The organism is Bradyrhizobium sp. WSM1743 (genome assembly GCF_000473065.1).
Taxonomy (GTDB): Bacteria; Pseudomonadota; Alphaproteobacteria; order Rhizobiales; family Xanthobacteraceae; genus Bradyrhizobium.
Map to the genome: position 1 here is coordinate 143,953 of NZ_KI421494.1, position 26,821 is coordinate 170,773.

Sequence of the window (26,821 nt, forward strand, 5' to 3'; positions counted from 1 at the left end):
CGCGAAGATGCTCCGTTCCGATGCGCCACTTCGGAACTCCCAATGACAAGACCCGCCTGCGCAGAGCCACGAATGCCCTTTAGATGGCACGTCAACGCGTCTGTCGATAGTTGACCGCCAGGCTTGACGCACTCCGGCGAGGACATAAGAGAGTGTTCTCCGCTCGACCCGGTGGTCGCAATTGTCGTACGCCCCACAAGTTTCTGTTTATGCTGATCCAAGGTACAGGCCCAAATCAGATGCAACGAGGCTGCTTTTCCGAGACTGGCGGTCTCCCAAATGGCTGATGCGGGAGAGACGTCCGATGCCGACGGGAGTAGCTTTTGTCTTTACGTCGGTGGGTGGTTGGTCACGGCGGTCGTAATCCTGCTCTATTGATCTTCGGCCCTGGCTGAGCCTTGTGATCATAAGCAGGACCATAGATGACTTGCCGGGTCGGGCGTGAGAGTCTACCGGAATTGTCGCGTGTTCCGGAGGCCGAGAGCTCAGACCCTGCATGCCTCGCACTGCGATCTGCCGCTTGAACCACGTGCGTCGGCCTAGCGCGTTAAAGTGCAGGCATAAATAAAGTTGGCCGCTGTATGAGTGTTTCTTGGTGCTGGCCTCGCGTTGCCAACATGAGCACGTAGAATACGAGGAGAATTAAGAGGCCGCGCATACCTAAGATCTTCCCGAAGCTATCACAACTGTGGAGCGGATTGTATCCGGTGCATTTGATGCAGCCGATGCACGAGTGAATTGCGCGGAACTCGACCGGAGCCCTGTATCAGGCGGCAAACGACCAGCCGGCCGCGCGAAGGTGCCAGCGTCAACTCAGCAAATCGACCCTGCCGGTGTCGAGCCGATACAGCCCCCCGACGACCTTCAGTCTGTTCTGCTCCACTGCCGCGTTCAGAATCGGTCCCGTCGATTTGAGTTTGTTGACATTATCGACGACATTTTGTCGGGTTGCTTCTGCGAACGTGTCACCGGTTTGCTGGCGAGATGCTTTTACTGCAGGCGCAAGCGCGCCGACGAGGGATGAAATGTGCCCCGGCGGCGGCCTATCGTCGTGGAGCGACTTGATCGTGGCGTCAATCGCACCGCAATGATCGTGGCCAAGTACCAGGATCAGCGGCGTGTTCAGCACGGCGACCGCATATTCCATACTGGCGAGCGTGTCATCGTTGGCGAAGTTGCCGGCGAGGCGGCACACGAACAGATCACCAAGTCCGCTGCCGAAGACAAGTTCAGGCGCCACGCGAGAGTCGGCGCAGCTCAGAACCGCGGCATATGGATTTTGCCCGTCCACCAAGACAGACCGCTCGCGCGTGAAATCGTCACCTCGTGATACGCCCTGGACATAACGGTCGTTGCCTTCCATTAGCCGCTTCAGGGCAGCATCCGGCGAGAGTAGGTTATCCGGCTTGGGCGGCGCTTTTGCTTCCTTCGCATCGACAATGTTGTTGCCAAGCCGCCGGCAAACCGCCGAAACAGCGAACAGCAAAAGCGAGCGGCGCGAAGGCGCGATCTTGGTCAGATAGGACATATTCGGATAATGGCCTGAACGCATCTCACCTCATCGCGCGGCTTTGCGCCACCCGGTGGCTTCGGCTTCCGCTTCGCTGCAGAGCCAGCGTTCACCGGACTTCTTCGTCATGTCGATTTCTTCGTAACCGAGTTGCCCGGGCAAGTAATAAATACGCTCGCCGTTGCGGTCCACGGTGCCTTTTATCAGACACTCTGACGAGGGCGGGTCCGATAGCAGCGCGGATCCGAGCAGGAGTTCCTGAGCGTCGATCGGAACCGAGCTCGCGCCGATGATGATCGTCCCCTTGTTGCGGCGACGCCAGTCCCAGGGCGCGATGAACGCCCCCGACCACAGTCCCGCATAGGCTTTGCTCGCCACAACCTCATATATAGCGTAGGTATGGGTCGAGAGACCCGATAGTGCCCACCCGGAGCGTACCATCCAGGCGTTCACGTCCTCGCCTTCGATGAAGCAACTGCCGCGCGACCTGCCGTATTCATCAACTCCTGTGGTATGACAATCCCACGTTCGTCCGTTCGAATGCTTGATAAGCTCGTCGCGAGCCGCTACGCCGCAAGCCCATTTCCGGCCGTGTGCGTCGAGGCAAATCTGGTCAGTCTCAGGAGCGTCGATGCCTGAAAGCCGAAGCTTGGTTTTCTCGAGCTCGATCGTATTGCCGTCGAGGATGCGCGGAGGGCCGCTGAGCTTCGCCGCGCAGACCGGAGATGTGATGATAGCGAACAATGCGACCATCATTACGCGGTGTTTCATCCCGACAATAACCTTTCGCTCTTGATTCATATTCACGCACGATCCGGCGCCGCCACATTCGACTGCTTGAGCGCACTATGCCCATTATTGGGCCGCATCTTGGACGTTCGCTTTATGAAAGCTTGGCCCTCATTTCCAAGCTACGACCTGACGCTGCGTGAGGTTCAAGCGATTTCTTCCGGTTGCGTGTCGCGATATCCTGCGAGCCTCGCCGGTCTCACTCACTGGGCGCGCACTGCACCCTCTCGGCCTCAGGAGGAGGTCCCCATCCCTCAGCCGCCAACTCGGTATGCGGGAGAAAGCCGAATCTCGGAACGCTGTTTCTCACGCGATTGAAGAAGAAAAGCGCCTGTGAAATTTGACGGTCGAGTTGGAAGTCAGGCGTGGAGGAGCAACCTGGTTATGATTTGTGCCAACCCTCATCGGCAGACAGAAGGCTGCCGGCGGTCTTGGCGAGAGCGATGACATTTTAAGTTCTTGTCACGAAAAGACTGATGTTCGAAAGAAATCTGGTCTCGCGTCCTGTCTGAGATTTAGTCGAAAGGCGCCACGGAGTTCAGCTCAACGCTCGCTGCGCAAGTGAATCGGTATCGTTTGCCCAAACCGCGCAAAACCCCGGAGCCCTCTTTCGGAGAGCCAGCCGGGATGCTCGTTGATGCAAATCTCATTATGGCTTTTCGCACCTCTGCGCCATAATTGGTCGTGGTGCCGCGGCCCCGTTCGTAGCGTTTGCGCCTGGGAAATTTGGAAGGACAACCATGTGGAGCCGTGGCTTCGTCGCATACGCACCGGCGAGGGGTAAGCTGCCCGCGTGTTCGGACGACCGCGAGTGCCGTCCTGATGCCATTCGGTGCGAGGCGTCAATCCACAACATGGGTTGGCCCCCAACGCGGCACCCGAGCAGGTAGCTCTGGTGCGGTTCAGCCGACTCAAGCTACACATGATTCTCAACCACCTCACTACACAATGGGAATGAAATGGTTGCAGCCCCGCGGGAATTGCCGGTCTCTTCTTACGCGCTTGAAGTGGATGGCCGACTCAGAGCTGAATTCGCAACCAAAGACGGCGCCAAGGCAGGTGGAGCAGAACTAAAGAAGCGTTTTCCCATGCTTCAAATCCGGATCTATGATGCGCAGACGAATGCGCGCGAGGAAATCTAGCGGCCCCACTCAGTTCGGTCCTCGATGCCTCGGGCACGGCTCCGGGCTCCTCGCCGGGGGCACTCGGAAAAGGAGCGGTGGTCAGGGGGTATGCCGGGGCCGCTAACACCGCCCCATTACCCTATTAACCGGTTTCCTCGCAGCACTCGATCCCGCGTGCCGTCTCGGCCTCGGAATGCTCACGCTCTTGCGGGTGCCAGTCAGTCGCGCGATGGGCGGTTCGCACGCCGGATCGGGCTTGGGCCCGAGGCATCTGCAGGCCCGGTCCCGTGAAGAATGGCATGGAGAGCTGGTTCCCTCGCAGATAGTGTCCTCTCACTGCGTGGGGTGCGCTGGGGACCAAGCCACTTCTCGCCAGCTGGCACGCGCCGCTGAGCTCGACTCCTCGCAGAATGGGTCGGAGGTAATCGTGCTCCCATTTTTCGATGCTGGCTGAAGTCCGCGGGAAGGCTCGCGACTGCTCAAGGCGTAAACACCCGAGATTTTAGAGCTGATATGTCTTGCCGTTGCTCTGATCGTTCGGCCCTACAGGAGCTGCGGCGCGATCTTGCTCTGCGCGATCATTTATCGAGGCCTTTCGCTCCCCTCTACTCTTCCCGTTCCTTTGGCTCCATGCGAGCGAACCAGGAGCCAGGAGGAAAACCCGCGATACGCTTGGCAAAGGAGGATTGCGGCTCCCAATCTTGTCCTTCGCTCTTCTCGAAAGTGATGACCCCGTTGTGTATAAAATAACGCGGCCCTGGGATATTACAGTTCACCAAAAGCAAAACGCGCCACAGATCACCTTTCTCGGTCGGCTTGTCATTCTGCTTCGGCAAGTAGTCCACTCCAACAGGGTCAACGATAGTGCAGCGGCCCTGCCGCAGAAGATCGCCGAGCCGGCCTTGCTTGGTCGTCACAAAATTGAAGTTGGTCGTGTCATGCAGAAAGCCAAGATTTGCGTCCCTTTCGCCATCCGAGACTTCACGGGCGATCAAGGAGAGCGCGAAGGCGCGCCAGCCCAATTCCATGGGCTTTGCATAGGTCGACGCAAGTTCAATCGTCCCGTCGAGCGCGACCTTCCAGGTGATAACGTACTGATCGTCTGATTTATCATTCCGATGCCTGGTCCACGAAACGAAAACATGTTCATTTTGGTCAAGTTCAGCGACGCCCCACATTCGAGGGACGAACTGTGCCACCTTCGAGACGTTGGAGATCACTTCTTCTATTGTCTCACCGTCTTGCGCTCGCCACGTTGACTTCACTCTTTCGATAAGGGGGTTGTTGTTTTCGATAAGGGGGCTGTCGTTGGCGCGAACACTGTTGCTCGCCGCAGCCAGCCCGGCAAGGCAGATCAGGAATCGACCGAGGCAAAGCCATAGCGCGCGTCTTCCAGACATTTTCTTCATAACCGTCGGCCTATCTGGTCTCATCCACACGTCATTCCAGAGCGGGCAACCTTCAACCTGTTATGCGCGAGCGCAAGAAGTTAGCGGCGACGCGACGGGGCGACCGCCGGTTTCCCGTGCGAGCAGGCGCTCCCCTCTATGTCACGCGCCGCTAACTTCACTGCCACCGACAGCCTCAATTTGCTGTGCTGGACATGCCCAGCAGGAGGACTGGGCATAGCGAGGACGTGCATTCTTCGTGCCAGGTAACAGACGTCAATTCGCACCGGTTTTGTGTCCTCTTTGTCGACTTTCCGACTGGCGCACGTCTCGATGTTTCCATTCAACCTATCCACCCGGGCTTATGCATCTCCGTCGCGCATCGGATATTCGACGGCTCAGCGGAGCGCCTCGGTGCCAAGTTCCTGATGAGAAGTGGCAGCACGTTTGCCATCACTGAACGGTGTGGTTCGGTTATCGTTGCCGGAATGTGGGCTTTCGATCTCTGTCACGCCTTGGGCACATGTGGCGCCATGGTGTCTTTTGCGCGCCTTTCGCGACGTGCGGCGACTCCGGAAGTCGAGAACAGCCTCAGTCAGGTGCGCTTTGTACTCGATGACGAACGACGCGAAGCCGATCTTCACCGCGGAGCATTTGGAATCTGGCCGGCGCCGCAAACCAACGTGCTGGCCGGGTATGTTGTTGGCTTCACAGGTGTGTTGGGCCTACGGATCCTGTTGGTCGAGAAGGTGGCTGGTGGCGAACGTGCTCCAAGAACCGCTGGCAAGTCCGGACGCGCAACAGCTCCATTCTGCTCGAGGCAGCGGTCCCGACCGCGGAAGCCGCATTTGTTCCTTCCGATCTGGCGTGCGGCCGGCAGATAGCTGTGATCGCCATTCCGATATCGCTGACTTGGAGAGCACTTCTGCATCATCTCAACGATAGAGATGCACGGTCATTCGCGTAGCAGATGTCGCAGCATCTGCTTGAGACATAATCTGAGAGGTTGACGGAAGACTCCTCTTGCCGATAATCCAAGTCGTCGAGGTTCTCCGGTTTCCATTTGATCCGGAGCTAAGAGGGAAGCCGGTGAAAATGCCGGCGCTGCCCCCGCAACTGTGAGCGGCGAGCCGCTGTCCAACGATGTCACTGAAGCCTGCGCGGCTTCGGGAAGGCCGGACAGCAGCGATGACCCGCGAGCCAGGAGACCTGCCCCGACAATATATTCGTCCACGGGCGGGGTGTCCGGTGGTGCGCCAAGCAGCCGTCGCACCGCGCGACTTCCCCTGCCTGCGTCCGCCATGGCCTTTGCCCCCAACATGGGGTTAACGCTATGTCTCTTCTCTCCCTTCCTGTTGCCACGCTCGGAACGCCACGCATCGGTCCAAGGCGCGAGCTCAAATTCGCTCTAGAAAGCTACTGGGCCGGAAAAAGCAGCGAACAGCAGCTGCTCGAGGACGCAGCTGGCCTGCGTGCCGCGAACTGGGCTCGTCAGAAATCTATCGGCGTCACGGTCATTCCATCGAACGATTTCTCGCTGTATGACCAGGTGCTCGACACAAGTTTCATGGTTGGCGCCATCCCGCAGATCTACGCCTCGAAAGCCGAATCCGTTTCGCTCAAGACGTACTTCGCCATGGCCCGCGGTTCACAATGCGACGACCAGGAAGCGAGTTGCGGTCACGGACCGCGCGGATTTGGCGCACCCGCGCAGGAGATGACCAAGTGGTTCGACACCAACTACCACTACATGGTCCCCGAGTTTCACAGGGGACAGACTTTCAGGCTATGCTCTCGCAAGCCGATCGAGGAGTATGAGGAGGCCAAGGCCCTTGGCTTTCAGACCCGCCCTGTCCTGATCGGGCCGGTCACATTCCTAAAGCTCGGCAAGAGTCCCGATTCCACATTCCAGCCACTCTCACTGCTGGATGAACTGATACCGGCCTATATCGAGGTTATGCAGGAATTGGCCAAACGTGGGGCAAATTGGGTTCAGTTCGACGAGCCCTGCCTAGTTCTTGATCTGGATGAGGGGGCGCGAAAATCTTTGCGACATGCCTATGACCGGCTCGCCAAGGAGGGGCCGGCCATCAAGATCATGGTTGCCAGCTATTTCGGCGACCTCGGCGACAATCTGGACACTGCCTTGAGGCTGCCAGTTGCCGGATTGCACCTCGATCTTGTTCGAGCGCCACAGTTGTTGAACCAGATTATCGCTGGCGGCCGAAATGATCTCGTCATGTCGCTCGGGGTCATCGACGGTCGGAATGTATGGCGGTCGAATTTGTCGTCGCTGCACCAGCGGCTCGAACCAGCGATTGCGAAGCTCGGCAAGGATCGTGTACAGATCGCCCCATCCTGCTCGCTACTTCATGTGCCGGTCGATGTTGAACTCGAGACTCGGCTCGCTTCCGACGTGAAGAGCTGGCTTGCTTTCTCGGTCCAGAAGATGCGGGAGCTTGCGATCCTGGCGCGGGCACTCGCAGGCGACCAGAATGTTGCGCTAGCTCTTGCCGAGTCGGAATGTGCCGCGACTGCCCGCCAGACTTCGCCGAAAATCCGTGATGCCAATGTCGCTGTCCGGATGAGAGCGATCGACCAGACCATGCGTCGCCGCGCGAGCCCATTTGCCCGTCGTGCCGAGATCCAAAGCAATCGTTTCGGACTACCGGCTTTTCCTACCACGACGATAGGATCGTTTCCGCAGACCACAGAGATCCGGAATGCCCGCGCGGCGCATGCGCGAGGTGCGATAAGCGACGAGCAATACGACAGGTTCCTCAAGGAGGAGACTGCGCGCGCCGTACGTTGGCAGGAGGACATCGGTCTTGACGTCCTCGTGCACGGCGAGTTCGAGCGCAATGACATGGTGCAGTACTTCGGCGAGCAACTCGCCGGCTTCGCATTTACCAGGAGCGGATGGGTGCAGTCCTACGGCTCGCGCTGCGTCAGGCCACCGATCCTGTTTGGCGATGTAGCGCGACCGAAGCCTATCACCGTGGACTGGTGGCGCTATGCGCAATCACTAACCAGGAAACCGATGAAAGCGATGTTGACCGGGCCGGTGACGATCTTGAACTGGTCCTTTGTTCGCGATGATATTCCCAGAAGCGAGGTCTGCCGCCAGATTGCGCTCGCGATCCGAGACGAAGTCCGCGATCTCGAGAATGCTGGTGCGACCATGATCCAGATCGACGAAGCGGCAGTCCGCGAAGGATTGCCGTTGCGTCGATCGGAGTGGGCGGCTTATCTCGACTGGGCCGTCGATTGCTTCCGCATCTGTTCATCGGGCGTCGCCGATCAAACGCAAATTCATACACATATGTGCTACTCGGAGTTCAACGACATCATCGGTGCGATCGCTGCAATGGACGCGGATGTCATCTCGATCGAGACATCGCGCTCGAAAATGGAACTACTCGACGCGTTCAGGAACTACGATTATCCAAATCAGATCGGGCCGGGCGTGTACGACATCCACTCTCCACGCGTTCCCGAGACGGACGAAATGAAGGAGCTGATGGCGTTGGCTCGGACGCGGCTGCAGGATTCGCAGCTCTGGATCAATCCAGACTGCGGCCTGAAGACGCGCAGGTGGGAGGAGGTTCGGCCAGCGCTAGCGAACATGGTCGCTGCCGCCCGCGAACTGCGCGCTGCACTCGATCCGCGAGGCCGTTAATCCGGGCTTCGGTCTCTTCTCGACAAAGCTGATCCGTCTGTGATCATTTGCGCGGGAGCCTTGGGAACACAAAAAAATGCCCGGCCCCGCTTAGCGGGCCGGGCGAAAGTCTGGAAGGAGCGAAGCTGACGCAGCCGCGCGGACTTCCATCGGCGGAGGGAGGACAGCCGCCGGTTCGATCACGGCGAGGACATTCGCCGAAAATCTGAGCCGAGTTGAAGCACAAGCTCAGCGCAGCTCAACTATGCTGTGGTATGCGACCGTATAGCCTGAGGGTTAGAAATCTACACCAAGGTTTGTGGCTCATGAGCACGTCGGCACGATTACGACAGCAGCGAGGGGGCATGCCGGGCGGTCACCGCAGGGCACCAACAGCTAACTTGGTGCGCTTTCCTGCCTGGAACCTTTATGTTCGATCAGCGAGACTTAAGCCGCGGCTCCAAGAATCTCGCAAGCTTAGCCAATGCATAAGCGGTTACTATTGATTTGAACCTCTGCTTAAGGCAGTCCTTGATCGACCGGTTCCATCCGATGTCGGGGTTCGGCTTGGGCGCTGAGGAGCACCCTATCGGCACCGCGGCATCTTCAAGCTCGTGATATCCCCCGCATGGTCCGCTCATCGATCTCAAATAGAAGTTTCTGGACCCGATCACCGGAGTGTCGCCGATGGCTATGACGGCTCCAAGGCGCAATGGGAGGGCATGCTGCACGCCGCATACACGTATGTAGGATCGCGATGAAGCAGTCACGCGTCAGGAATGAGCATCTTTTACGATGTGGATCCCATAGCTTGTTGAAATCCAGTCGCGCCAGAACTGCTTGTGGCGATCCACGTCCAGCGCCTTGCTGTTGGTGCTGAACGTACCCGGGTCTGGCAGTGCCTCGCATTTCGCGTGCAGTGAGTAGAACCGGCTGCGGCTGGACGATTCAGAGCGTATGGGGCGGGGCTCAAAGAGTGGGAGTGACTTCGCCGCACCCCGGACGGCCGCAATCGTCCGTCCTCATCCGTCGGCGGACATGAGAGGCGTCCGTTTCGCGCGATATCATTGCGCAACTACCGGACCTGCGAGGGTTACATTGTGGTGCCGGAACCAGAGCTCAGCCAGGATCGGCCAGGCTGCTTGCACCGGTGGTCGACGAAGCGATCATCTTGCGCAGAAGTCATTTCGGGGGACGGCACTAGTGCCCGCGAGCAACCCCATTTTCTTTCGACAGGATGAGCAAGAGGTCCACTTCCTGCTGTCAAACGGCCGCGATCAATACGGCCCGTCCGTCTCGGCGCCGTGTCAGGGCTTGCCGGCCTCGGCGGACGAAAACGCGACCGAACTCCGTTCGGTCTCAGCTTCTTGCTCCAATCGCAGAATATGCGCTCTTAGCGCATCGGAAGTCGCTGCCGCTGTCTCGCTGAACAGCGGATCTCCATCATTGGAGAGGGCTGAAGCGATTTCGGTCCAATCCCGAGCCGAGAGAGCCTTCAGGGCGGCGGGAAAGAAATCTCGTTCTTCCCACATCATGTGGTGCCGCTCGCGTATTATAAAATCGCGTATGATATTGCCGACGTCTTGCCGAAGGAGGTCACGATCCGCGAGGATAGCGTCAATAGCTCGCGCGAAGTGGTGCAAACGGTCGATGACTTCCTGGTGTTCAAGCGCGAGATCGCCGACGATTGCAGCTGCATCCGGATCGCGAGACTTAAGCTTGGAAAAAATCAAGTCTTCCTGTGGATGATGGTACACCTCGGGGTAAACCTCGAAATAGCTGATAATGGCGCGAATGACCTCATAATCCGGACGGATCCCTTTCTCAAAAATCTCCAATTCGCGTTGAAGAGCGACCAGAAGCAGATCAATGTTGCGATGCTCTCGAAGCAGAAGATCGATGATCATAGCGGTGCTCCTGGAGGCACAATCTAGGCACGAAGCGTTTCAGCCATTTGCAAGACTGTCCAAGCCGAATTCGGTGTCCTTCGCTGCGCTGCGATTTGTCCGCGCCGTTCGACGCAAAAAGTAGCGCGCTTCAATTTGAGCTGGCGTAAATCAACTTAGCCGAAGTGTTGCACGAAGCTCCTGGGCTCCGTCGTTAGCAGCGCGACTCGGCCTGAGGTCGGCAGGGCGATCACGCGTCCACGACGATGAGCTTGCCCACGCAAGACGCTGGTCGGATGGCGTCTCGTCTCGCTAAAACTGGCGGCCTGGGCGTGCATGGCGGACCCTATCTTGCGAATGGCGATGGGACGCAGATTGGCTGCTCCTGACGAATTGGGAAATTTGGATGTTTTCCCTAGGTAGAAACCCCTAAGTATTTACACGTAAGGCCCATGAGGAGGGCGTCTTGAATTGGGGGCGCCGCGGTCACTTGGTCTCAAACATGCTCAAATCGGATTAGAAAGCCGCATGCTGGCTTCGTCGGCCGCGTCCATGGAAACAGTCGGAAACGCACTGCCGTACCCCCGAAAAGCTCCAGTCAGCCGAAACGTTGTCGTCCACCGCCACTTTCGGGCTCACCGCAGGAGGTCTTGTTCGGCGCCTTGACTTTGATCCTCGTCAGCATCGGTCGGCCGCGGATCTGACGGGGCGGATGTTGATGGCATCCTTATCGATGTAAGCTGGCATGGTCGACGTGCTTGATGATCATGCGATAAGTGCGCATGTGAACCGAGGTGGGGCCTACCCCCGGATCATAGGACTCGGCTTGCGTGACATATTGACGCCTGGCGCAACGGCCGGCCTGCGTGTTTTGCATCGGCAGCCGTCACCGAAAACATGATCGGCTCGGTGCGCGCGAAACCCACCGTTCGTCGTCTGGAGAGCGCAGCTTGAATGCATGAATAAGCCATTTACGCTATTTGCGCTGCTGCTAGAGTCCCGCGGTAATGGCGATCCGCATCAACTCGGACATGCTGCGGACATTGGTCTTGGCCATCAGGTTCGCACGGTAAACCTCGACTGTCCGCGGACTTATGCCGAGATCATGGGCGATCACCTTGTTAATCTTGCCGGCTAATAGTCCCTGCAGGACGTCGCGCTCGCGCGACGACAGGTCCGCGAGGCGGGCTTCCGCCTGCAGTTTCGCTGCGTCGGCTGGCTTTGTTGGCCGCGCTTTCAAAGCACTATTGATCGCACGCAATAGCACCTCCTCCTTGAACGGTTTCTCGATGAAGTCGACCGCACCCGCTTTCATCGCTTCGACTGCGAGCGATACGTCGCCATGACCAGTTATCAAGACGACGGGGCAGTCGACGCGATCGGCTTTCACTTTTCTGACCAGTTCGAGACCGCTCATACCTGGCATATGGATGTCTGACACAATGCAGTCAACCGGACCGCTTGCGACGTCATTGAGAAACGCGGTCGCCGTCTCATAAGTTGCTACGTAGAAGCCATTAACATCAAGCAGAAACGCGAGCGAGTCCCGCATGGCGGCGTCATCGTCGATCACGAGAATGCGCCGCCAAGTCATGTGTCTTCACTAAGCTCCGCAAATCGCGCGGTGAACTGAAAGATCCTGCCGCCGCTCGGATTCGTCCGCGACGATGTGGCTAGCATGTGACTCGATGATCGTCCGGCAGATTGATAGCCCCACACCCATGCCATGCGTCTAAGTCGTGACAACTGGCTGGAACAGGCTGTCGCTGATGCAGAGCAGGGTAGCGAAGCTCGCCCAGTCCGCAGCCGCGGCGAAAGCGGTAAAAACGACGACCGGAAGGTAGATGATCGTGAACGTGCGGTCCTGAAGATACGGATTAACGCCGGGCGCAGCACGAGAGCCAACGCGGCGTCTGCCGCGCCAGTCCCATAGCCGTACCAAATGTGGTCCGACATGTTTCTAGCAGGCCCTCTCATTGATCAACTCTACATTGTTTCCCACGAGAGGCCAGCCCGAGGCAGTCCGGGCCTCAACTCACGCCAATCTATTGTGCAGGATGGCCGCCGCTATCCGGGCCAGATGCGCCAGTGCGTCGGCTGCACGGCGACGCGTTCTCCGGTCTTTGCCTTGATCCAGCCGTCGAAGATCCAGCGGCAAGGAAAGACCACCCGGTGAATGGTATTACCCTCGATCACGGCAATCTCCAGATCCTGATCAAAGGGCGGCGCAGTTTCGAGCCGCTCCCAGGTCAGGTCGGCACTAGATCCTGGATGGAGTTCATCGCTGCGGGCTGACAAATTCAGGCAACCTTCTGAACACTACGGACGAGATCGCTTGGCCGCCGCGCGAACAGGCTCAACTCAGTATAATCCAGGCTGCGCGTGCTCTCGATGGGGGCGGCCCGGGCCGGGATCTTATCGGCTGTGGCGTCGTTGAACGTATCGTGCCGGGACATGAGCCGCTCGCCAGCCGAGATATTAGGGTTGGCGCTGCGAAACAACTCCCGGGCTTCGGTCGAATCGATCTGGATCAGCTCAAGCCCACGGCGGGTGGTTTTCATCGCTGTTCTGTAGAAGTTAAACTGGACTGCCGCTCCCGCCATCTGGCCGGCGCCGGGACAAAGGTCGCCGTGGTCTGTCATGTCGAAACACCTCCGTGGTGAGAAAGCTCCTTGTCCCACGGCTTCAGCGCGGGGCGTTGGGTTGTGATGACGTCAGCCGCGCCCTTGCGAGTGGGACGGCATCCCAAGACGCCGGAATTCCCTTGACACCATTCGGATGGGCCTAGTTGCGCTCGGCGCCGATCATCCCGCCCGTCCGCAGGTCGATGACGTGGACGCTATCGCATGCGGCGCAACTTATTGTGTGCAGGTCATCGGCACGCGGCTCGGGTGCGTCCGGCAGCAGTCCTTCTCGGTCGCCGGTATCTGGACATGAAGAGATGATGGGGCGCCAAGTCTTTCTGTCTGCCATGTGTCTGACCTTGGACTGGAAACTCACTTCTATCAGTAGCAAGTCTCTATCAGTAGCAAGTCGCCGCAGAATTGATACAGCTCAAAAGAGCTGATGCGCGTCCAGAACGGCCAAGCTCGAGCGATCGCTGCGAGCCGGACAGGCCGGCGTTGGTAGGCGACATGTCCCAACTCGGGCGATCCGCCAGGGCCTCGCCTTGGTCTGCAACACTCCAGCGTGTAGCTGGGTTGATTTGAGGCGCACCGCTCGCGGTGCGCCACCGCAGCATTTGTCCTCAATGCTGCGCTAGCCGGCAAGCAGATAGTCAATTGATCGCTCGCTTCGCATTGTCGGTAGCCTTGCCGGCGCTGATCCCAGCAATAGTCTTTGGCGCTGAAGGCCGGAATCTTCGGCTTATCGAAACGTCGGTTGCGACAAGCCTGATCATCGGCTTTGCTGTCGGGGCGGCAGGGTGGACCGTCAGAGGGTCGGAGCGGTTCGCCCTATTGGCCCACGATCACTTCGCGTAGGTCTCGCCGTCGATAGCCCTGGCCGGCGGCACGCCTCAGAAATGCCTCTGCCCGGTCATCGGCGCAATGACCTGGTGTTTGCGGCAATGCCTCGTGAGGCACCAAATATCGCCTGTAAGGTTCGCGCCGTCTCGAGCCTCCATATTGCCAGCGGTTGAGTATGGGATCGATAGAGATCAATAGCCGGCATCTTGGGCGTGACGGCGCATGCTGCTCTCAATCCTCTCTTCGAGACATTCCCCGATTCATCGGCCCCCCAATTTGTCGGTCTCGAGCGCTTGAGCAGACCAGAAGACGCTGTCCCTCGGCTCAAACAGAGTGCGATCTGCCAAGCTAGACAGATAGAGATCGCGTGGTTTGCGGGACAACAGGAGCGCTCGGGCCGCGCTGCCGAAGTCTCGATCTTATCTTGACGCAGCAGCGGACAACCTCTTGGGGATGCTGCTTGAGGCAGATCAAATACTCTTGAAGCGTCAATGGCAGAATGGTGGATAAGCGAACCCATAAGAAGAGGGTGCCATGCCTTCATTTAACGTTCGGTTCATCAAGACCGTTTGTGACGATGCCGGACACGAACATCGTGCCTGTGAGGCAGCGTTTAAGATCGATGCCGCCTCGCTAAGTGCTGCTGCAAAGCAGGCGGAGACCGATTTCTGCAAGCAAAAGAGTGTCCGCGATTGGACAGTCTTCGCCGATGTGATAGAGCTTCGAACCCCGCCTGCATTTCCGCGGGCATCGGCTGGTTAGCTTGACTTTGGCAACGGAAGTCTGCGAATTGAATTTTGGGGTCAATCTGTAATCTAACCGTGATCCCGGACAGGGACGTGCCGATGGTCGATTCGAGAGAACACCTGGCAATGCTGTCGTCAATTCGGCGGGCACCCTGTTGTCTCACGATAAGCGGATCTCGCTGGAGGGTTCGCCGCCTGCCGTTCAATTGGCTCTGCAGCGCTCCGCCAACCACCGTACCGGCAGGGCCATGCGGATCGAAGGATCTCGCACAAATCGGTCTTGTTTGATTGAATGTCAAAAGCAAGTTTGCCTCCGCCGCTATGGCTGTTTCGAAGGGTATGCCTGATTGACCATTCTGCACACATACCCTTGACGGTTTAGGCATCTTCTCAGCCGGTTACGCGCGAGCCTGTCCCAGACATCGGAACCGGCTTACTTGAGCCCGCAGGACATCGGTGCGATCGCACGTGAGCTTAATCTGTCCGCATCCGCCTTTCGAACCATGGCGCAAAGACCGAGCTCTCCTGAACTCTTAAGCAAGCGCCTCGCACTTGCCGGTTTTTCCGAGAATGCGCTTGCTGCCGCCATCGAGACGTATTGCGCGATGTGCAACGCGTGTGCGGCCCTGTGTCAGACCAAAGTCCGATGCGCGGCCGACCTCAAGAGGCAAAACCATGCAAGTCCGCGCAAAGACTGCTCGAACGAAACAGACCCTTCGCGCTCGCTTGTGAGATATCCTCCGGCTGCGCTTTCGCGATTGATCGCGCTCAATCAGTTCCTCACCGAAGATGTTGACTCCTGAGCATGCCCACATTCAAAGAGAAAACCGACACAGGACAAGCCTATCGCCGCCTCGAAATTCACGACATCTGTGAAGCAGTCCTTCTGTCAATATTTGCTGTTTCCGCCTACGTTTTCTTCTTTGCCACAGCGATGGGACAGAATCCGGCGTTTGCCTTCTGCGATTGCTGGCTTGCGCCGCCAGCCTGGCCGCCGCCGTCATCCTCAATCGCCGCTATGAACGGCCGGCGCGTCTACCGCCGGCGGAAATCAAAGGTCGGCCGAACTACAGCTCGGTCCGATCAAATTCGGCTCGGCGACGGCGATGTGGCCGCTGCGTAACAAGGACGGCAATATTCTTCAAAACGCGGACGGTCACTATCGTGTCGATCTGACGAGGCCCCGACAAGTGGATCTGTTAGCAACAATAAGGCGTGCGAAGCTCCTGCGTTCTCGGCGATGTGGAGCACCTGAAGGAGCAGCGGAATTGCGCCCTGCACGCCCAAGTGCTGGCGACATCCGGAGAAAACTCGCGTAGAGTTTCTTAATCGCGAGCTGTTGCTTCGATGTCACCAAATATATGAACCGGCGATCTACGCTCGTGTCAAACGAGGTACGGCATGTTCGATATTTATTTGAACGGAAGGCGCGATCTTTTGGTCCTTCCGCGAGGCTTTGCGATCCCGGCGGGGTTGGACGGCAATTGGAAGCGAAAGAAGCGGGCGGTGCGTTCAGTGAGCGATGCCATTCGCCAAGATGTCCAACAGCGCGGTTACCACCGACGTAGTTTGATCTCAAATCGGTCGGAGACGGCAGTGGAGACCTCGTCACAAACGTAGCCAAAGCGGATATCTATGACCCATGCTTAGAAACACTATGCGCAGAAAGCATGACCGAACTTATACGCTGGCGCGAGTTCCGATGATTGCCTCTTTTTTGCGGTCGTCGCTCCAAAAAAAATGTGCTACAGGCGCTCCTCTCAGAAGGAGCATTCATCGTGAAAAAAGCAACCAAGAAACGCGTTAAGCGGCGCGAGTGGACGAAGGCAGATATCAAAGAGCTCAAAATCCATTCGAAGGCTCGGACCCCGGTCATAAAACTAGCCAAAATGACCAAACGCAGCGAAGGTGCGCTACGCCAGAAGGCCTTAAATCTCGGAATCGGACTCGGACATCAGCGGTAATGGTGAGCAACGCTGGCTAGTGGCCCAGTAGGGCGGCTCGCGGGCCGCCCTCGCTGGCCATAGAAACTTTCGTCGCACATTCGCTTTGCGCGACCCGCGCTGAGAGAGTTTTTCACGCACGTGCTGGATGCCTTCAATGTCGCGGAACGTGCTCCAGCGCCTCCTCATGTTTATGTTTGATCAAGTTTCTTGGAAGCCTGTTTTCGACAGCCGCTTGCGATGTATGATCGCGAGTGAAGAGATAGTCTTAGCCATAGCCCTGTTTCGAAGATGAAACCCCGAGACACTCGGCCCCGGAACGCATGCGATGGGGCCACAACGCCCAGTCCTAGGCGCGTTAGTTCGAGAAGCTGACCAGTCTCAGAGGAACTCCTGTAGGGAATCTAGCATCCGTTCGGCCAGCAGCTTCTTCAGCTTCGGCGAGGCAGTCTTGGCCGCCCTGGGCCGAACACATCGGCTGATCGCTTTATCCAAATGGAAACAAATCCTCCTCGAAGCTCATGAAAGGCTAAAGTTTGGGCGTAAGCGGACCTCGCCGAGCCTGTTCGCTAGCTCGAGCTCCGAGGCGATATGGCGCGCTCAACAGCAATTGAAAAAGCGCTCTGTTAGCTTGATAGATGGCGGCGGAGCGGTTTCGTCCTGAACCCGTCATCACCTGACCGCATTCGGCGTTGTGAACGGACCACAACCACCTTCGACCGCGCTGCTTCAAGACATATTCGAACGATGGCAGACTCATGTTAGCGAGCTCGATTTCTGACAGTCGTGCGTTTGATCTTCTGAATGCCAGCGCGGGCCCTTTCCAGGCGAAGCCTCACCGTAGCAGCGTTGGCAATGAACTCGCTTGATCGGTCAACGCCGCTTTCATCAAAAGCGAGCTCATCCAGCGCCGCCTGTCGTGGCTCCAGAGTCGCGAAATGGTTGCGCGTTTTGGCCGTCAGCAACATCCGCCCGATCCGGACATCGTTTGCGGACGACTTATGCCGCAGCAAATTGTTTTTATCTAGCAGCTTTGAGCGGGTTGTTAGGAAGGAAGGGTCGACGAGCATCAATCGTGACACCAGGTTGACCGGTACACCCGTTTCTCTGCCCAAATAGGTCACAGCCATCAGGATCGTCTACGGCGGCCAAGTGATGCCCAGCACATTTGATTTGGCAAGTTCTTCGAGACACGCCCGGATCGATTTGATCTCCCACATGAATGACCGGACATGCGGCCAAGCGCGCTTGCTGGATCAGGTAGATCCGCAGGCATCTTAAGTCAGGTTCCATCGTTTACAAGCCTCCTTAGCGCCGATTGGGGCAGGGGCAACGCTCCAAGGGCAGGCAAATCAAACACTTGGTATAGTTCGGAAGGTAAGCTGGCGAACAACAGGCTGGCTGGAGCTATGGCTCAGTGTCTTGGCGGACCAAGGGCAGCATTCACGGTTGCGTCGGCAGCGATACGCGTTGACAAGATTGCTGCACCTTGCCGCGTGAGATGTCCGCGACATGATCTGCCTTCTTTGCCGCGCTCGCCGAGCTGTCCCGCTCTTTTGCCGAACTTCTTTGGTGTATGCCGAGCATCAGAGAGGTGCATGTCGCATTTACGTCTTCAATGCCTCGGCAACAGGCAGCTGTGATTATACGTAATAACCTTCCATGTGCCGTGGGCGGTCTTGCAAACGTCCGTATAGTTCGTTCCAACCTTCCCATATCCGCAATCAATCTTCGTGTACTTGAGCTGGCTCGTGACTTCGTTTCAACCGTCGAGTAATCGAGTGGGCGATTGCGGTGTCCTCCTGTCCAGCCGATCGATCGAACTGAGCGGTTCTCAAGTCATGAGTGGCAGACAAAAGTCTTGTCGTTTTAGCGCTTTGCGGCTGGCTTTGCGCCGCTCAATCGAGCGAGCGCTTACGGGGCGTGTTTTTCAAGCACGAGCGTCTGGCCAATGAGCGGACGTTTTGGCCGTTCGCCTGCGGTGTGCTTTCTCCTCGGCCTTCCACGATCCGGGACGACACTCGTGGCGCATTTGCTCCAGCACCATCCAGACATTGTGGCTCCGCCTGAACCCTGGTTGATGCTGGCGCTTGAAGCATTTGGCAGGGTGGATCAGCGCCATCCGGCGGGTAGCTCACTGATTGAAGCTGCGACCTCTGAATTCCTGGGGCGCATAGATCGCACGATCCCCAGCCGCGCTTTTGCCGATGCAGCATATGATCAGTATCTGGCACAAGCGGGCAAGCGCATCATCCTAGACAAGACACCACGCTATTGGATGGCGCTTGAGTTTCTTGAATCTGTCTATCCAGAAGCGCCACACATCCTTCTGATGCGCAATCCCTATGCCATCGCGGCTTCACTGAAATCGACGTGGGGCATCCCACTGCAGGCAGAAAGCTCGCATCCTGTCAGCGTCTCCAGTCTCGTCGATCTCATGCTCCGTCTGCCCGACGGCATCATAACTTCACTCGCCGATTTGGTTCTGGGCCTTCCAAAGCTCGCCGCGCAGCGCACTCGCCCGCACACACAGTTCGTGCAATACGAAGTCCTCGTGGCGCATCCGGACGAGGAAATCCGGCGTCTGTTGACGGGGCTCGGCTGTGATCCAGCGGCCGTCGCATCGGCGGGGATGAGACAAGCGGATTATCTTCGATCGAGCAGCTTCGGAGACCGAAAAATCTTGGAACGAAACGCCGTCGACCAGAGCTCTGTCAAGGCATGGCAATCTCAATTGAGCGTCGAAGAGATGCAAACCGTGACCGATCTTATCGGCGCCGAGCTTTTGCTAGAACTCGGATATGAGCAGGAACTGGTACATGCACAGCAAGCCGGAGTCCTGGATAGGGGAGGGGAAGTAACTGAACTTTATCGTCAGATATTCCGAACTTGGTGGGATTTGCGAAGTACCAAGGCGGGAGCATTATCCGGCTTATCTGACGCCGGAGAGCCGGTCCACGCGATGGCTGCCCAGTTGCAGCAGATGCCGTTAGCGTCAGAAGTTGATCGAGCTGCGGGGCTGGATGGCATTCGCAACCGCGACGCGGCTATCGAGATGTTGCGAGGCGAAGTCGCGCGGCTTGAGCGGATCCTCAATATCCACTAGGGGATCTGAATGCTTGCGAACAAAACACGCTGGCTGATTTAGCCAAGATCCTTAACCCGCACGAGGCTGATCCCCCGATCAGGTGTGACGCAGGCGCCGGCCGCACTAGCGGCGGAATGCGATATGCTCCCGCATCTGCAAGTCTGCTGCCCAGCGGGGCTTGAGCTTATCGACGAGCCAGCGTCTCGGCCGGCCATTTCCGCCGCGGATATTCGAACTCTAGGCTGGAGCCATAGAACGGCGAAGAACAGAGACCTGCATCGAAAAGAAGACATATGCTACCGAAACATCTGCGCCGCCTCGAAGCTGAAATCGATTGAAATCATGCGTGAGGTGTTCGCCGAGTTCAAAAGGCCGGTCATGCTTTACTCGATCGGAAAAGACTCAAGCGTAATGCTGCACATTGCAATCAAGGCGTTCTATCCGGCAAATGCCTTTTCCCCTGCTTCACGTTGATACGACCTGGAAGTTCCGCGAGATGATCAGGGGGACGCGACAGCCAGGCGACTCGGCCTCGACCTGATGTCCATGTCGGCCGGACACGTATGGGATCCCCGTAACCAGCGGCCGGAGCTCTGGAGCCTGTTCAACACACGGATCCCCAGGCCGAAACCATGCGCGTGTTTGCGATTTCAAACTGGCCCGAGCTCGAGGTGTGGGAATACATCATGATCGAGAAGATTCCGGTCGTTCCGCTCTACTTCGCAAAACAAGACCCATAGTGCGTCGAAATGGTGCGACGATCAGGGTCGATGACTAGCGATTGCCCTTAACCGCGATGAGACGCCGGAAATGCGGATGGTCCGCTTTCGCACGCTTTGGATGTTATCCTTTGAGCGGGGTCTATTGAATCCGATGCGGCAACGATCGAAAATATCGTCGCGGAAATGCAGACTACGACTGTGTCGGAGCGCCAGGGACGCCTAATTGATACCGACGAAGCTGCTTCAACGGAGAAGAAGAAGCGGGAAGGCGACTTTTGATGTTTTCGAATCCGACAACGGAACCGGTCCTGGCCAGGACAAAGGATCAGCTGCGATTCATCACATGTGGCTCGATGGACGACGGCAAATCGACGCTGATCGGCCGATTACTGCACGACAGCAAGATGATCTACCACGATCAGCTCACGGCACTGGAACGCGACAGCCTCAAGCACGGTAGCACCGGGAATGACATCGACTTCGCGCTGCTCGTGGACGGGCTGGAGGCCGAACGGGAGCAGGGCATCACGATCGACGTCGCCTACCGCTTCTTCACGCCGCCGCGGCGCTCCTTCATGGTGGCCGACCACTCCCGGCCACGAGCAGTATACCCGCAATATGGCTACCGGCGCCTCGCATGCCCAGCTCGCCATCTTCCTGATCGATGCCCGCAAAGGCGTGACGGTTCAGACCCGCCGCCACTCGTTTATCTGTTCGCTGCTCGGTATTCGTCATGTCGTGCTGGCAGTGAACAAGATCGATCTTGTCGCATATAACAAAGAGTGCTTCGATCGGATCGCCCGTGACTATCTGGCCTTTGCCGCCGGTCTCAGCGTCACCTCGATCGTTCCGATCCCGATCTCGGCCCGCTACGGCGACAACGTCGTGGACCGCTCCGCTCATGCCAACGGGTATCATGGTCCCTGCCTGCTCGAGCATTTGGAGAGCATTGACATCCAGTCCGGCACCGCAAGCCAAGCTTTCCGCTCTCCGGTCTAATGGGTAAATCGGCCAAACCCGTATTTTCGGGGCTATGCCGGGTCGGTGGCGAGGATCTCGACAGGAGACGAGATCGTTGTCGCTGCGTCGGGGCGGACCACGCGCGTCAAGCGGATCGTGACCCACGATGGCGACCTTGTCGCCGCCGAAGCCGAGGATGCGGTTACCATTACGCTGGAAGACGAAATCGATATCAGTCGTGGCGACATTCTGTCGCGACCGGACGACCGACCGAAGCTGGCCGACCAGCTTGCCGCTTATATGATCTGGATGGACAGGGAGCCGCTCGCTCTCGGACGCAATTACGTCCTGCGGATTGGATCGCAGACGATTTCCGGCAGCATTACAGCAATTGGGCATTGAATCGACGCTAACACTTGGGAGCATCTGGCCGCCGGGACGCTTTTCCTCAACGAGATCGCCTTCTCCGATTGTGACCGCAACGCCCGCAATATTCGATCCTTACGACCTCAATCGAAAGACTGGATCATTCATCGTCATGGATCGTTACACGAATCGTACGGTCGGGGCCGGCATGATTGCCTTCCGCTACGGCGGGCCACCAATATTGCCAGGCAACCGCTATCCGTGGACAGGATGGAGCGCGCCGCGCTCAAGAATCAGAAGGCCTTGCGTCATCTCGTTCGCTGGCATGTCTGGCGCGGGAAAGTCGATGATTGCCAAGCTCGTTGATCAAAAGCTGTTTGCGATGTCGCGGCATACCATGCTGCTGGATGGCGACAACCTCCGGCACGGATTGAACGCGGACCTCGGCTTCTCGGAGACGGACCGCGTGGAGAACATCCGGCGCGTCGGCGAAGTTGCCAAGTTGATGGCGGACGGCGGCTTGATCGTGATCTGCTCGTTCATCTCGCCCACTAGGGCCGAACGGGACAGGCTGCGCAGCCTGGTTGGCAAGCAAGAGTTCATAGAAGTCTTTGCCGATACGCTGCTCGAGGAATGCGCGCGGCGAGACCCAAAAGGCCTGTATTCAAAGGTAAAATCCGGCAAGATCAAGAACTTCAGTGGGATCGATTCGTGCTACGAAGCACCAACGACACAGGAGGTTCATCTCAGGACCATGGAGCAGATCCTAGAGCATTCAGCGGAAGCGGTGGTGGATGTTTTGATGGCGCGCTCAGTTCTTGATGGTTAGAGGTCCTCGCGTCGCACCATCGATTCGCACAGTATCCCGCAGGCCCGGCCAAGGCCATCCAGCTCAGGCGAGCCTCCGATCGGACTTTTTGGCTCTAAAGGAACAAAATGGTCTCACCCACTCGTCGATTGCCCCTTTCCGGTTATGTGCTCGAAGTGGATGGTCAATTCAAAACCGAGTACGCGAGCAGAGATGGAGCATGGGCGGGAGCGGAGGAGCTCAAGAAACGCCGTCCCATGCTCCAGATCAGAATCTACAATGCGACAACAAAGGCCAGAGAAGAAGTCCGACTTCCAGTAAGTTGAATTTTTGCTTGGCGCTTCTTGCTGCGCGTGCGGCCAGCGACACGCCGAGCTCCCGTTAAAGCCGAGCCGGGCAGCGTCTCGGCCGGCTTCGATCTCTCGCGCAGTATGAGGGACCTCGATTTCCGGACCTGGCCGCATCCGGCGAGCGGGCACTTGCTTTCCAGTATATTGACCAATCCGAACTTGGCAGTCGACCGCGACTCCCTCCTGTCGCGGCCATGCCGGATTTCGTCAAGCTTGCTTCCTTTTGGCCCGCTCGATGGCGGACAACGCCTGCCTACGCCCGCGCCTTCGCATTGCGAGACAAAGTAGCCGCGAACCTCAGCAATCCCGTGCTGCGCTAAGGACCTCCGCCGCGATTTGGGTTCTGCTACCGCCTGCCATCGTTGATCGCCATGACGGCGGCCATGGCGCGGCCGAAAAGGCAAGCGAGCTCATCCATGCCAAGCCGCGAGGACGATCTCTTGATGATCTGCTCTGGTCAACCGTCAACCTGTTCGACCGTGCGGTAGACCGCGTCGAACGCGAGCTCGCCATCAACGAGCAGGCGCTGCAGAGGGGCCAACGCGAGCAGAACGGCTGGGAGGTGCGATTCGTCGAACCAGAGCGCCTCACCGCCGAGGTACTTGCGCTCATTGATTGCTGGGCGCGATGGAACTCCGTTCACCTTGGGGCTTACGGTTCGGACCAGCCGTCAACCGCGGCACGCTCGCCACGGCGATGATTGTCCGCGAGACTTTCTCGCGCGAAGCGGCGTGCTGAACCCGCCATTCTTACCTGCTGGTATGCGGTCGCAGGCGGAATGCCGACGGTCTTGATGTCGAACTCTCAGATTATTTCAGCTCGCTGTGAATCTCCGCACTCTGCTGCCTACGTCGGCTTGTCGCCGAAAGATGGGAGTACGTCAGGAAAAAAATCTCACGAGAAAATCCCCGGAGAGGGTTGAAACGCCCCTAACGTCAAGTTGTACGATTTCGAAATGGACAACGACAAGTCATCAGCGTCCCAAACCCTCCAACGATCTACGAAGTGCGAATGCATCAAGTCCAAGCCCATGCATCACACTCCCGCTGCCAGCGACGTCATCAAGTGTGCCATGCCTTAATCTGCATCCCGGCGCGATGATCCGGCTGCATCGCGTTCCTAATGTCAGGTTTGCCTGAATGACGCAGGTTCGCACGTAAGTCGGTCGGTCGACCTGCCGCTTCCCGACGCAAGAAGGCGACCGCGCTCACGCCTGCGCGTGCGTGATGGCTAGATGACAGCGCGGGTCGCCGCCGGTTGTGTTCGAGGGCGGTCGCAAGGCCAATTTGTAGGAGGTGATGAATGGTATCGGTGAGGAGCTTTGTGAAAGATCGCCCTGCATCTGCGATGAGATATGGAGGCTGCCATCCGGCAGGTGTTTCGGGCGCCGACCCGAAACGCGCCCGCGATTTATGGCGCTTGCCCCGAAGCTGTTGACCCGAGGAAGTCGACTCTCGCCACAGGGGCTCCCTGGTGGGGTGGGCGTACTCCAGATCCATTGACGAATACAACTTGAGGAGGAATGGTTTGATAAGACAGCGCTCTTTGCTGACGCCTGGTCCATTGTCGTTATCGCCGGCGGTCAGGAGCCAGATGCAGCTTGATCTTGCATCGCGCGATTGCGAGTTCAAGGAAGTGACCGCCTGCATGAGGCGGCTGATGCTCAACTTGCTCGGAAACGCTGACGACTATTCGGTCGTACCTATTCAGGGAGGCGGCTCCTTTGCGACGGAGGCCGCTCTCTCTTCATTTGTGTCCCGAGCCCACAGGCCGCTCGTTTGCATAAACGGCATCTATGGCGAGCGCATTTTGCAAATTTTGCGGCTGTGGGGCGTCGAAGCGCTGAAGCTTGTGAAGCGAGCGACCGATCCTTTGGATCCTCAAGAAATTGGCGAGCATCTGAGCCGAAATCCTGGCGTTACGCACCTGTGCTTCGTGCATTGTGAGACGACAACCGGAATCGTCAATCCGCTGGACGCAATCGTAGAGGAGGCGAGAAGACGTGGCGTAAAGACCATCGTCGATGGGATGAGTTCCTTCGGCGCCCTCAATATCGACCTGAGCCAGCGTGGACCTGACGTCCTGGTCACGTCGAGCAACAAGTGCATAGAAGGGCCGCCGGGAGTGGCGTTTGTCATCGCCTCCCGCGAGCTGCTGGAGAATGCGGTTCAAGAACCGAGGTCGTTTGTGCTCGACGTGAGAGATCAATGGATCTCGCTCGAGCGCACCGGTGAGTGGCGCTCGACCCCTCCCACCCACATTGTTCAGGCAACGACAAAGGCCCTGAAGATTCTGCACGAGGAGGGCATCGATGCCAGGCGCTGCAGGTACGAGAAGGTCCGGGACGATCTCGTCAAAGAACTCGAAGGACTGGTGTCTCCGCTGCTGTCCGCGGACTTGCAGTCGCCGGTCTGCGTCGCGTTTACTGCGCCGTCGGGAATCGTAGACCAGACAGGATTCGATGGGCTTTATCGCCACTTGGCGGCCCACAACCTTTACATCTACTCAAAGCTGCATCTTGCCACGCGGAGTTTTCGCGTCGGTTGCATTGGGGAAATCCAATCCAGCTGGATCGAGCAGTTGGGGTGCGCTTTTCGTACATATTTCCGGTCCGGTCAGGCTCGGTTAGCAAGGCCGATGTCGGGCCAAGAGGCATGCGGGGCTCGCGTAAAGATGCCGGCTCGAGCGGCTGAGGACCCGCGGCTGCCGTTTTCGGCCGAGACTGCTGTTCTGCATGCGGGCTATCGGCGAGACCCGGTGACGAAAGCCGTCGCAGTGCCGATTTACCAGAATACGGCTTATGAACTCGATGGCGATCTAAACCACATCGCTGACGTCTACAACGTCAAGGCCGATGGGTTCACCTACACAAGGATCATCAATCCAACGACCCGCGCGCTTGAAAGGCGCTACGCCGCCGTCGATATGGGAAGCGACTCGCTCGCCGTTGCGTCAGGTCAAGCAGCGACGTTCCTTGCGATCGTCAACCTGTCAAGTGGCGAAGTGGGGGACAATGTCGTCGCCTCGCCGTATCTATATGGCAATACCTGGAACCTGCTCCACAACACATTAAAGCGTCTTGGGATCAGCGTGAGGACGGCCGATCCTCGAAGGCCCGAGACGTTTGAACGTGCCATTGATGATCGCACGATATGCCTGTTCGGAGAGGTGATTTCGAATCCTTGTCTGATTCCGCTCCCGGTCAAACAGCTGGCGGAGATCGGCCGAAAGTACGGCGTGCCTTTGGTCGTGGACAATACGACAACGCCACTGGTATGCCGGCCGTCAGATCTCGGCACTGCTATAACGACGTACTCCGCAACGAAATATATATGCGGCCACGGGACGACGCTCGGTGGACTGATCGTTGACAACGGCGAGTTTAGCTACCGGGGAGCCTCTCGCTTTCCCTTGTTCAACCGTCCCGACGATGCGCATGGCGGAATTGTTTGGCATAATGCGGTGCGCGATGTCGACGATCTTGGAAAGAGCGAGTTTCTTCTTAAGGCTCGCATGACCTGGTTGCGCGATACCGGGGCGGCCATCGCCCCGTTTGCGAGCTTTCAACTTATCCAAGGGCTTGAAACGCTGCCACTTCGCATGAAGCAGCACTGCGCGAATGCCAGGATCGTGGCCGACGCTCTCAAGGAGCATCCAAAAGTGCGCCGTGTCTTCTACCCGGGACTCTTTGAAGGCGCCGATCGGGAAACCGTTGAACAGACACTCAATGCTGCATACGGACACGGGGCCATGGTCATGTTCGAAGTGGAGGACGAACAAGCCGGGCGCAAGTTCATCCAGAACGTCGACTTGATGTATCACGTTTCGAATGTAGGCGATGCCCGCACGCTCGTGACCCATCCTGTCTCGACGACCCACACCACCGTCCCGCGGGAAAAGCGCGAAGCCGCCGGCATATTTGGCGGCTCGATCCGGCTTTGCGTCGGCATTGAAGATGTCAACGACATCCTGCGCGATCTGGACAAGGCGCTTTCCGCAATCTGACAACCTGCAAG

Annotated in this window: 17 protein-coding genes, 2 pseudogenes and 1 riboswitch; of the genes and pseudogenes, 11 read left to right on the forward strand and 8 right to left on the reverse strand. The window is 57.9% G+C overall.

Going from position 1 to position 26,821, the window contains the following annotated elements; translation table 11 throughout:
• Window positions 1–808: 808 nt before the first annotated feature.
• Both YU9_RS0139970 and YU9_RS0139975 read right to left on the reverse strand, forming a co-directional pair.
• On the reverse strand, window positions 809–1,528 hold the full coding sequence (locus YU9_RS0139970) for a carbonic anhydrase (protein WP_027577667.1): 720 nt from the start codon (window positions 1,526–1,528) through the stop codon (window positions 809–811).
• 30 nt (window positions 1,529–1,558) lie between these two features.
• Window positions 1,559–2,311, reverse strand: a complete 753-nt coding sequence (locus tag YU9_RS0139975; protein WP_051380691.1) for a thermonuclease family protein — start codon at window positions 2,309–2,311, stop codon at window positions 1,559–1,561.
• Between the two features lie 947 nt (window positions 2,312–3,258).
• Between YU9_RS0139975 and YU9_RS44315 the strand changes: the two genes are divergently transcribed.
• Window positions 3,259–3,441 carry a hypothetical protein gene (locus YU9_RS44315; protein WP_036019539.1) on the forward strand — a complete coding sequence of 61 codons (183 nt, stop codon included), beginning with the start codon at window positions 3,259–3,261 and terminating at the stop codon, window positions 3,439–3,441.
• Window positions 3,442–4,028: 587 nt separating this feature from the next.
• On the opposite strand, the gene YU9_RS0139980 is transcribed toward YU9_RS44315, so the two are convergent.
• The gene (locus tag YU9_RS0139980) at window positions 4,029–4,832 is read right to left on the reverse strand and encodes a nodulate formation efficiency C protein (protein ID WP_245266759.1); all 804 of its coding nucleotides are present in this window, start codon (window positions 4,830–4,832) and stop codon (window positions 4,029–4,031) included.
• A gap of 1,007 nt (window positions 4,833–5,839) precedes the next feature.
• Window positions 5,840–6,043, forward strand: a riboswitch (cobalamin riboswitch).
• Window positions 6,044–6,144: 101 nt separating this feature from the next.
• Here YU9_RS0139980 and metE point away from each other — a divergent pair.
• On the forward strand, window positions 6,145–8,490 hold the full coding sequence (gene metE, locus YU9_RS0139985; protein WP_027577670.1) for a 5-methyltetrahydropteroyltriglutamate--homocysteine S-methyltransferase: 2,346 nt from the start codon (window positions 6,145–6,147) through the stop codon (window positions 8,488–8,490).
• Window positions 8,491–9,776: 1,286 nt separating this feature from the next.
• On the opposite strand, the gene YU9_RS44320 is transcribed toward metE, so the two are convergent.
• From YU9_RS44320 to YU9_RS0140015, 4 genes are all read right to left on the reverse strand, one after another.
• Complete coding sequence (locus tag YU9_RS44320) at window positions 9,777–10,376, reverse strand: hemerythrin domain-containing protein (RefSeq protein ID WP_036019541.1); 600 nt, start codon at window positions 10,374–10,376, stop codon at window positions 9,777–9,779.
• A 970-nt stretch (window positions 10,377–11,346) separates the two neighbouring features.
• Complete coding sequence (gene fixJ / locus YU9_RS0140000) at window positions 11,347–11,949, reverse strand: response regulator FixJ (protein ID WP_027577673.1); 603 nt, start codon at window positions 11,947–11,949, stop codon at window positions 11,347–11,349.
• A 473-nt stretch (window positions 11,950–12,422) separates the two neighbouring features.
• Complete coding sequence (locus YU9_RS0140010) at window positions 12,423–12,653, reverse strand: hypothetical protein (RefSeq protein WP_245266760.1); 231 nt, start codon at window positions 12,651–12,653, stop codon at window positions 12,423–12,425.
• Window positions 12,654–12,655: 2 nt separating this feature from the next.
• Window positions 12,656–12,997 carry a hypothetical protein gene (locus tag YU9_RS0140015; protein ID WP_027577676.1) on the reverse strand — a complete coding sequence of 114 codons (342 nt, stop codon included), beginning with the start codon at window positions 12,995–12,997 and terminating at the stop codon, window positions 12,656–12,658.
• Window positions 12,998–14,356: 1,359 nt separating this feature from the next.
• On the opposite strand from YU9_RS0140015, the gene YU9_RS47120 reads away from it, so the two are divergent.
• The 4 genes from YU9_RS47120 to YU9_RS44325 all read left to right on the forward strand — a co-directional run bounded on the left by YU9_RS47120 (window position 14,357) and on the right by YU9_RS44325 (window position 16,532).
• On the forward strand, window positions 14,357–14,584 hold the full coding sequence (locus YU9_RS47120; protein ID WP_084299243.1) for a hypothetical protein: 228 nt from the start codon (window positions 14,357–14,359) through the stop codon (window positions 14,582–14,584).
• 421 nt (window positions 14,585–15,005) lie between these two features.
• Entirely contained in the window at window positions 15,006–15,371 is a 366-nt protein-coding gene (locus YU9_RS48755) for a hypothetical protein (protein WP_156952424.1), read from the forward strand.
• A gap of 2 nt (window positions 15,372–15,373) precedes the next feature.
• Entirely contained in the window at window positions 15,374–15,691 is a 318-nt protein-coding gene (locus YU9_RS47125) for a hypothetical protein (RefSeq protein ID WP_198028389.1), read from the forward strand.
• Window positions 15,692–16,346: 655 nt separating this feature from the next.
• On the forward strand, window positions 16,347–16,532 hold the full coding sequence (locus YU9_RS44325; protein WP_051380701.1) for a hypothetical protein: 186 nt from the start codon (window positions 16,347–16,349) through the stop codon (window positions 16,530–16,532).
• Between the two features lie 740 nt (window positions 16,533–17,272).
• Here the strand turns inward: YU9_RS44325 and YU9_RS44330 are convergent.
• Complete coding sequence (locus YU9_RS44330; protein ID WP_051380692.1) at window positions 17,273–17,641, reverse strand: hypothetical protein; 369 nt, start codon at window positions 17,639–17,641, stop codon at window positions 17,273–17,275.
• 821 nt (window positions 17,642–18,462) lie between these two features.
• Here YU9_RS44330 and YU9_RS47135 point away from each other — a divergent pair.
• The 5 genes and pseudogenes from YU9_RS47135 to YU9_RS47145 all read left to right on the forward strand — a co-directional run bounded on the left by YU9_RS47135 (window position 18,463) and on the right by YU9_RS47145 (window position 26,810).
• Complete coding sequence (locus YU9_RS47135) at window positions 18,463–19,617, forward strand: sulfotransferase (RefSeq protein WP_084299245.1); 1,155 nt, start codon at window positions 18,463–18,465, stop codon at window positions 19,615–19,617.
• A 275-nt stretch (window positions 19,618–19,892) separates the two neighbouring features.
• Window positions 19,893–20,600 (forward strand): annotated as a pseudogene (cysD, locus tag YU9_RS44340) (sulfate adenylyltransferase subunit CysD).
• Window positions 20,600–22,476: pseudogene (cysC, locus tag YU9_RS44345) on the forward strand (adenylyl-sulfate kinase). The pseudogenes cysD and cysC overlap by 1 nt, the downstream one beginning before the upstream one ends.
• Window positions 22,477–23,040: 564 nt before the next feature.
• Window positions 23,041–23,505, forward strand: coding sequence for a hypothetical protein (locus YU9_RS45010; protein WP_051380693.1), 465 nt, complete (start codon window positions 23,041–23,043; stop codon window positions 23,503–23,505).
• Between the two features lie 893 nt (window positions 23,506–24,398).
• The gene (locus YU9_RS47145; protein WP_245266761.1) at window positions 24,399–26,810 is read left to right on the forward strand and encodes a 2-aminoethylphosphonate--pyruvate transaminase; all 2,412 of its coding nucleotides are present in this window, start codon (window positions 24,399–24,401) and stop codon (window positions 26,808–26,810) included.
• Window positions 26,811–26,821 lie beyond the last annotated feature (11 nt).

Bases quoted from the DNA above. Each gene is read 5' to 3' on its own strand.
- YU9_RS0139970 (WP_027577667.1), bottom strand. From the start codon at position 1,528: ATGTCCTATCTGACCAAGATCGCGCCTTCGCGCCGCTCGCTTTTGCTG.
- YU9_RS0139975 (WP_051380691.1), bottom strand. From the start codon at position 2,311: ATGAATCAAGAGCGAAAGGTTATTGTCGGGATGAAACACCGCGTAATG.
- YU9_RS44315 (WP_036019539.1), top strand. From the start codon at position 3,259: ATGGTTGCAGCCCCGCGGGAATTGCCGGTCTCTTCTTACGCGCTTGAA.
- YU9_RS0139980 (WP_245266759.1), bottom strand. From the start codon at position 4,832: ATGAAGAAAATGTCTGGAAGACGCGCGCTATGGCTTTGCCTCGGTCGA.
- metE (WP_027577670.1), top strand. From the start codon at position 6,145: ATGTCTCTTCTCTCCCTTCCTGTTGCCACGCTCGGAACGCCACGCATC.
- YU9_RS44320 (WP_036019541.1), bottom strand. From the start codon at position 10,376: ATGATCATCGATCTTCTGCTTCGAGAGCATCGCAACATTGATCTGCTT.
- fixJ (WP_027577673.1), bottom strand. From the start codon at position 11,949: ATGACTTGGCGGCGCATTCTCGTGATCGACGATGACGCCGCCATGCGG.
- YU9_RS0140015 (WP_027577676.1), bottom strand. From the start codon at position 12,997: ATGACAGACCACGGCGACCTTTGTCCCGGCGCCGGCCAGATGGCGGGA.
- YU9_RS47120 (WP_084299243.1), top strand. From the start codon at position 14,357: ATGCCTTCATTTAACGTTCGGTTCATCAAGACCGTTTGTGACGATGCC.
- YU9_RS47125 (WP_198028389.1), top strand. From the start codon at position 15,374: ATGCCCACATTCAAAGAGAAAACCGACACAGGACAAGCCTATCGCCGC.
- YU9_RS44330 (WP_051380692.1), bottom strand. From the start codon at position 17,641: ATGGCTGTGACCTATTTGGGCAGAGAAACGGGTGTACCGGTCAACCTG.
- YU9_RS47135 (WP_084299245.1), top strand. From the start codon at position 18,463: ATGAGCGGACGTTTTGGCCGTTCGCCTGCGGTGTGCTTTCTCCTCGGC.
- YU9_RS45010 (WP_051380693.1), top strand. From the start codon at position 23,041: ATGGCGGACAACGCCTGCCTACGCCCGCGCCTTCGCATTGCGAGACAA.
- YU9_RS47145 (WP_245266761.1), top strand. From the start codon at position 24,399: ATGCAGCTTGATCTTGCATCGCGCGATTGCGAGTTCAAGGAAGTGACC.